Origin of the sequence: Binatus sp. (SeqCode) (genome assembly GCF_036522015.1) — a bacterium.
Lineage (GTDB): Bacteria > Desulfobacterota > Binatia > Binatales > Binataceae > Binatus.
This window is the reverse complement of record NZ_DATDGQ010000314.1, coordinates 1-7,204: the sequence shown is the minus strand read 5'-3', so window position 1 is coordinate 7,204 and position 7,204 is coordinate 1. Positions and strand designations below refer to the sequence as shown.

Sequence of the window (7,204 nt, the reverse complement as noted above, 5' to 3'; positions counted from 1 at the left end):
GCATCGACCGCGAAGAACTCATCTCGGCCGGCGCTCCCGAAGAGGTCGAGATTCGCGCGAGTGCACTGCACGCAGTCGAGTTGATGGTCGAGGAATTGCGCCGCGCGGGACGTCTCGCCACTGCAATGAACATCGATTTCATTCTCTGGACCCGAGGCCATTCTCCCGAATATAAGCGCGCCAAACCCCGTCATCGCACGCGCACCGTATTCTACTAGAGGCAGCGACCCTCTTTCCCCAATGCCAGATCCGCTTGCGTCAAATCTGACGATCCGCCTAGACTGACCGTACGTTCATTTGACTGACTGTCCAGTTTCGCCATGACCAAAGAAGAGGTAATCAAGGAATACCGGGTCCGCGAGATCCTCGAAGCCGCGCGCCGCGTGATGGCTCGATACGGTATGCAGGGCACCACCGTAGATCGCGTCGCCGAGGAAGCGAAGGTCGCCAAGGGCACTATCTATCTGTATTTCGATACCAAGGACGCGCTGGTCCACGCGGCGGTGCTCGAGGGTTTGCGCGAGATGGTGGCGGAGACGATCGCGTCGGACGACGCGTCGATACCGCCGCTCGAGCGAATCCGCAAGCTGATCCTGGCCCAGTTCCGAATCCAGGCATCGAACCAGGATTTTTTGAAGACGCTGATCATCGGCAATTCGCTCGATATCGAGCTCGAATCGGAGGCTGGCCGCGAATACATGCGGGTTTACGCCGGCCATCTCGACTTCATGGCGTCAGTGCTGCAGGACGCGATCGATCGCGGCGCGATTCGGCAGATCGATCCGCATTTCGCTGCGTTCATGCTCGGCGAGATGCTGACCGGCTCACTGCGGCGGCGGTTGCTCAAGCTGGCGTCGAGTCCGCTCGAATCCGACGCGGAAGCGGTCGTGGAACTTTTTCTCAGAGGGATCGCGGCGCTCCCATGAAGATTTTCAATATTCCGGCGCTCTCACTGCTCGCAACTGCGCTCGGCGCGCTCGCTCTTGCTGGATGCCATCAGCCGGCCGCGGCGGAAGTCGAAAACAAGTCGGGACCGGCGCCGATTGCGATCGCCGTCGCCACAGCGCATCAGGAGAGTCTCGATCGCACCGCTGAGGTCCAGGGCGCGCTCTTTCCGCGCGAGCACGCGGTGATGTCGTCGGAGGTCGAGGGCAGAGTAGCTGAAGTTATCGCGGACTTCGGCGACAAGGTCACGGCGGGCCAGGTGATGCTGAAAATCAACCCGCGCGAATACGAGCTGCGGGTCGAAACGGCGCAGGCGGCACTCGACCAGGAGCGCGCAAAGCTCGCCAACTCGACCGCTCGCTACAATCGCGCGCGGACGCTCAAGGAATCAGGGAGCATCTCGGCGGAGCAGTTCGATCAAATCGCGTCGCAGTTGCGCGTCGATCAAGCGGACACAGAGTCGGCGACTGAAACGGTCGCGATGGCGCGCAAAAAACTCGGCGACACGGAAATCAAGGCGCCGTTCAGCGGCTCCGTGCAAAAACGGATGGTCTCGCTCGGCGAGTACGTATCGCCCGGCAAGGAAATTTACGAACTTATCGCGACCGACCCGATCAAGCTGCGCTGCCCGATGCCCGAACGGTTCGTCCCGCTAGCGCGCGTCGGCATGCCGGTGAAGCTCGCGATCGACGCAAACCAGGGCGCCTCATACACGGGGAAGATCACGCGTATCGCGCCGGCGCTCGATGAAAGCAGCCGCACGCTGCTGATCGAGGCCGAGGTCGCCAACCCCGACGGCGCGCTGAAGCCCGGATTTTTCGCCCACGTGACGATGGATCTCGGCCACGATCGCGCGTTGTTCGTACCGAGCGCCGCGGTGCTGCGCTACGCCGGCGTCGCGCGAGTGTTCGTCGTCGAGCAGGGAGTAGTGCGTGCGCGCGAGGTGACGACCGGCAGCGTTGTTGGCGACCAGACCGAAATCACCGTCGGGCTGAAGGAGGGCGAGCACGTCGCGGTGAGCGACGTCGATCGCCTGGCCGACGGCACCGCGGTGACCGCCAAGGAGCAGTCGTGATTCTCGCCGACCTTTGCGTGCGCCGTCCGGTCTTCGCGACGATGTTCGTCGGCGTGCTGGTCGTGCTCGGGTGGTTCTCGTACATGCGCCTCGGCGTCGATCTGTTTCCTAAGGTCGATGTACCGACCGTGATGGTTACGACGTTCCTGCCCGGCGCCGCGCCGGAGGAAACCGAGGCGCGCGTCACCAAGCCAATCGAGGAAGCCGTCAACACCGTCAGCGGAATCGACGAGATGCGCTCGACCACGCTCGAAGGCGTTTCGCGCGTCACCATCCAGTTCAAGCTCGAGCGCGACCTCGACGCCGCCGTGCAGGACGTGCGCGACAAGATTGGGACCGTGCTCGATCAGCTGCCCGACGGGACCAAGCCGCCGCTGGTGCAGAAGTTCGACCTCGACGCGGTGCCGGTGGTGACGATCACGCTCACCGGCTACCAGAGCCTGAAAGAGCTCACCGAGCTGGCGCGCCGGCGCCTCAAGGAACCGCTCGAATCAGTCGACGGCGTCGGTTCGATCGATATCGTCGGTGGACGCGAGCGCGAAGTTCACGTCGATGTTGACGCCGACAAACTGCACGCGACCGGCGTGACGATTCAGCAAGTCGGCGCTGCGCTCTCGCGGCAAAACGTCGAGTACCCCGGCGGCCGCATGAAGCAGGGCATGTCCGAGGAGATGCTGCGCACGCTCGGCCGAATCACCGAGGTTCCCGATTTCGCAAAAATCATAGTCAGCGAAGTCGAGGGACGACCGGTGACGGTCGGCGACGTCGCGTCGGTCGAAGATAGCGTCAAGGAGCCGCGCTCGCTGTCGCGATGGGACAACAAGAACGCGGTGTCGCTGATCGTGCGCAAGCAGTCGGGCGAGAACACGATCGAGATCGTGGATCGCGTCAAGCAGCGCTACGAAACGATCAAGGGTACTCTCCCGCCCGGCGTCGACGTGATCTTCACGCGCGACGCGTCCACCTTTATCCGCGCCGCCGTCGACACCGTGCAGGAGCATCTCTGGCTCGGCGGGCTGTGCGCCGCGATCGTGGTGTTCTTTTTTCTCGGCTCGATCACTTCGACGCTGATCGCCGCGGTTGCGATTCCCGTTTCGATTATCGCGACTTACTCGCTGATCCTGTGGATGGGTTTCACGCTCAACCGCATGACCCTGCTGGCGCTGACGCTCGCGGTCGGAATCGTGATCGACGACGCCATCGTCGTGCTCGAAAACATTTTCCGCTTCATCGAAGAAAAGAACATGGACCCGATGTCGGCGGCGAAGGCGGCCACTGCCGAGGTCGGTCTCGCCGTCAGCGCGACGACCCTGTCGCTCGCGGTCATCTTCGTGCCGGTCGCGTTCATCCACGGTGTGATGGGTCGTTTCCTGAATTCGTTCGGTCTGACGATGGCGTTCGCGATCATGGTCTCGCTGCTGGTTTCCTTCACGCTCACGCCGATGCTCTGTTCGCGCTACCTGAAAGCCAAAGGCGCGGGCGGCACGAAGCACAACAGCACCAAGGACTGGAGAATTTTCCGCTGGATCGAGGACTACTACGACCTCGCGCTGCGCTGGTCGCTCGACCATCGATGGGTGCTGGTCGTCGTCGCGGTCGCGCTGATCATCTCGATTCCGTTCTTGGGCAAACTGGTCGGGGCGACTTTCATGCCCGACGACGATTCGAGCGAATTCGCGGTCAACATCCGCACGCCGCCCGGATATTCGCTCGCGCATACTGATCAGATAGTCGCACAGATAGAAAATCGCCTGCGGACGATCCCCGAAGTTCGCGACCTGTTCACCACCGTCGGCGACACCAACGGCGACGATCGCGTGACGGTCGCGCAAGTCGATGCGAAACTCTTCCCGCTCGATCAGAGACGCCGCAGCCAGGAACTCGTGATGGCCGACGCGCGCAAGTTGATGGACGCGTTCCCGGCGCTGCGCGTCAGCGTCGATCCGATCAAGCCGTGGGAGCAGGGTGGCTATCGCGAGGTCGCCGTCGAATATGACATGCGCGGTCCCGACCTCGACACGCTGCGCACGTACGCCGACAACCTGATGACACGGCTCAGGAAGATACCCGGCATCGTCGATCTCGATTCCAGCTACGAGGGCGGGCTGCCGGAGCTGCAGGTCAATATCGATCGCAGCAAGTCGGCGGACCTCGGCGTGTCGGTGGACGATATAGCGCAGACCATGCGCACGATGGTGCAGGGCGACGTGATCACGCGCTTTCGCGAAGGCCAGGATACCTACGACGTGCGCCTGCAGTTGGCGGACAAGGATCGCAACAATCCGGTGGTGGTTGCGGGGCTGACGATTCCTTCCAGCAGAGTGGGCCAGGTGCGGCTGGACAACGTCGCGACGCTGACGCACGGGACCGGCCCGGTGCAGATCGACCGGCAGGATCGCCAGCGCAACATATCGATCGTCTTCAACCTCGCGCCCGGATTCGCGATGAACAAGGTGATGGACGCCGTCACGCGCGAAGTCCAACAGATTCACCTGCCCGCCGGCTATGTCACTGAGTTCGGCGGCCAAAGCAAGATTTACGGCGAAATGGTTACCGGCTTCGTGATCGCGTTCCTGCTCTCGATCATCTTCATGTACATGGTGCTGGCCGCGCAGTTCGAAAGCTTCATCCATCCGATCACGATCATGTTGTCGCTGCCGCTGGCGGTCCCGTTCGCGCTGATCTCGCTGTTTGTCTTCCGCGAGCACCTGATGCTGTTCTCGACGCTCGGCATCCTGCTGCTATTCGGCATCGTGAAGAAGAATTCGATTTTGCAACTCGATCAGACGCTCAACCTGATTCGCGCGGGACTGCCTCGCCGGCAGGCAATTCTGACCGCGAATCGCGATCGTTTGCGGCCGATCCTGATGACTACGGCGGCGCTGGTCGCCGGCATGATTCCCGTCGCAATCGGGCAGGGCGCGGGCGACAGCTCGGTTCGCGCGATCGCGCTGGTAGTGATCGGCGGTCAGACGCTATGCCTGCTGATCACGCTGCTCTTTACGCCGGTCGCTTTCTCGCTGTTCGACGATATGGAGAACTGGTTCCGCAGTTTCCGCAAGGCGCCCGTAAGGCTCAAGCTGGTCGAGCCGCACTACAACGACGATCTCGAACGCGAAGCGATCGACTAGCCGCGCGCGTCCCGTCCTTCAATCCTGCTCCTGCGTTCTGATAGGCTCGCGAAATTGTGAGCGCTGGAGACAAAACGACTATGGGCGAAATCGCTATCGTTCTTGCACTCGGACTCGCCGCCGGCATCCTGGGCGGATTCGTCGGCGTCGGTGGCGGCGTGCTGATCGTGCCGGTGCTCGTGCTGGCGCTCGGTTTCGATCAGCATCTCGCGGTCGGCACCTCGCTCGGCGCGCTGCTTCCGCCCGTCGGAATCCTCGGCGCGTACGAGTACTACAGGCACGGCCATCTCAACGTCACATATGCGCTACTGCTCGGCGTGGGATTGCTGATCGGCGCTTATATCGGCGCGGTGTATGCGGTAAAAATGCCCGCGGCGACCCTTCGTCGCATTTTCGGCGTGTTCCTGCTGCTGACCTCAATCCGGATGCTCTACAAATAGATGGTCGCCTTGCGATTCACTATTGCCCTTACTAAGTTCGCGATGTGGACGCCCAGCTCGAACAGGCACTCAACCTTTTGCTCGAATCCGAGCGCGCCGGAGTGCTCGCGCTCGACAAGCTGATCGCCGACGTCAAGCAGGAAGAGCTGAAGAAGTTCCTGGCCGGCTCGCGCGCGATGGAACAGCGCAACGCCGAGGAACTCGAGGCCCTGATTCGTGGCAACGGCGGCAAGCCGTCGAGCGGTGTCGGACCGTTCGCGCGCAAGGTCTCCGCGCTCGACTCGATTCGCGATCGCCTGAACCTGCTTTCGCGCGGCCAGGAATGGGCGGCGCGCAAAACCGAAGTCGCCCTCGCGCTAGCGCCCGCGGACGGCCCGATACACGACTACCTGACCGCGATGGCGAACCGGCACCGCGCCGAAGTGGAATGGGGCCGCGCCGAAGTCATCCGCCTCACGTCCGCAACCTAGCCGCGCAAGAAATGCGACCCGCGCCGGAGCGCTAGCCCGGACGTTTCGCGATGAACAGTTCTCCCCCCCATTCGTCCATCAATGTGCGCGGTTCGAATCCTGTTTCGCGCAACAGGTGCATCCACTTAGCGCGCGGAAAAACACCCTCGAGGTGAGAATCGTGCACGACGCGCGTGTCGCCGCGCGCGTCGCGCAGCACAATCGCGAAGTCGGTTCGATACGTCGTGTCGGTCGGATCGGGATCGAAAGACCACATCAGATAGCGAAGGCTGCGACCGTCGTTGCCGTCATGTCCGCCGTGCCTGGTCTCAGCGACGAAGATTTCCTGCACGCAGTCCGGCACGAACAGCGCGACCCCGCCCACGCTACAGTGACGGTACGCCGTGCCGATCGCGGCGCTGAGGTCAGCCTCGCTCGTCATGTACGCGATCGCGTCGTGGATAAACACCGCATCGAACGTGCGCCCAAGGTTCACCGTGCGCATATCGCCCTCGCGATGCTCGCATTCGGGATTCAGCCTGCGGCTGATTGCGAGCATTTGCGGCGACAGATCGACCAGCGTCATTTCGAATCTAGATTTGAGATAGAGCGCGTTGTTCCCGCCTCCGGATCCAAGCTCGAGCACCGTGCGCGGCGCAGGTTTGCACGCCTCAGTCAGCACGCGCGCAAAGAACGCCGCCTCCTCCGCATAGTCTTCGGGCGCCGAGAAGAGCGGCCACCATTCCGCGAGCTCGTCGTACAGTTTCATCGCGGCGGATTTACTTCTGCGGCGACGGCGCTGGCACCTCCGTCATGCGCGCCGTCGTATCCGCGTCATACTCGAGATGCAGCGCGCGCACGATCATTCCATGCATCCGCCACAGCCCGATCACGTAGAACAGCTCCATGATCTGTTCGTCGGCTAGATGACTTTTCAGCGCCGCGAACGTCTCATCTTCGACCAGATTACGCCCGACCAATTCATCGGTCGCCTGCATCACGGCGCGCTCGACGTCGCTGAACTTGTCGCTGACCGCCCAGCCTTTTATCGCCGCCAGCTTGTCTTCCGAAACCCCCACCATCCGCGCGACCTTGAGATGCTGCGAATATTCGAACCGCGACTCGCCGACAATTCCAGTGCGGAGGATCGCCAACTCGCGCAGT

At 62.4% G+C, this 7,204-nt stretch carries 8 protein-coding genes; 6 read left to right on the top strand and 2 right to left on the bottom strand.

The genetic code is table 11. The features are described from left to right. The 6 genes from VIW95_RS13405 to VIW95_RS13380 all read left to right on the top strand — a co-directional run. Positions 1–218, top strand: a 218-nt coding sequence (locus tag VIW95_RS13405) for a queuosine salvage family protein (protein WP_331587322.1), incomplete at its 5' end; no start/stop codon positions are given. Positions 219–320: 102 nt separating this feature from the next. Further along, entirely contained in the window at positions 321–926 is a 606-nt protein-coding gene (locus VIW95_RS13400) for a TetR/AcrR family transcriptional regulator (protein ID WP_331587320.1), read from the top strand. Then, entirely contained in the window at positions 923–2,020 is a 1,098-nt protein-coding gene (locus VIW95_RS13395; protein WP_331587318.1) for an efflux RND transporter periplasmic adaptor subunit, read from the top strand. The genes VIW95_RS13400 and VIW95_RS13395 overlap by 4 nt, the downstream gene beginning before the upstream one ends. After that, positions 2,017–5,151 (top strand): efflux RND transporter permease subunit, encoded by a 3,135-nt coding sequence (locus VIW95_RS13390; RefSeq protein ID WP_331587316.1) that lies wholly within the window; start codon positions 2,017–2,019, stop codon positions 5,149–5,151. Before VIW95_RS13395 ends, VIW95_RS13390 begins: the two co-directional genes overlap by 4 nt. 80 nt (positions 5,152–5,231) lie before the next feature. Then, complete coding sequence (locus VIW95_RS13385; RefSeq protein WP_331587314.1) at positions 5,232–5,591, top strand: TSUP family transporter; 360 nt, start codon at positions 5,232–5,234, stop codon at positions 5,589–5,591. Between the two features lie 44 nt (positions 5,592–5,635). Continuing rightward, complete coding sequence (locus VIW95_RS13380; protein ID WP_331587312.1) at positions 5,636–6,061, top strand: DUF6306 domain-containing protein; 426 nt, start codon at positions 5,636–5,638, stop codon at positions 6,059–6,061. 31 nt (positions 6,062–6,092) lie between these two features. On the opposite strand, the gene VIW95_RS13375 is transcribed toward VIW95_RS13380, so the two are convergent. Both VIW95_RS13375 and VIW95_RS13370 read right to left on the bottom strand, forming a co-directional pair. Then, on the bottom strand, positions 6,093–6,809 hold the full coding sequence (locus VIW95_RS13375; protein WP_331587310.1) for a class I SAM-dependent methyltransferase: 717 nt from the start codon (positions 6,807–6,809) through the stop codon (positions 6,093–6,095). A gap of 10 nt (positions 6,810–6,819) precedes the next feature. Then, positions 6,820–7,204: carboxymuconolactone decarboxylase family protein (locus VIW95_RS13370; RefSeq protein ID WP_331587307.1), on the bottom strand; the 385-nt coding region annotated here is incomplete at its 5' end.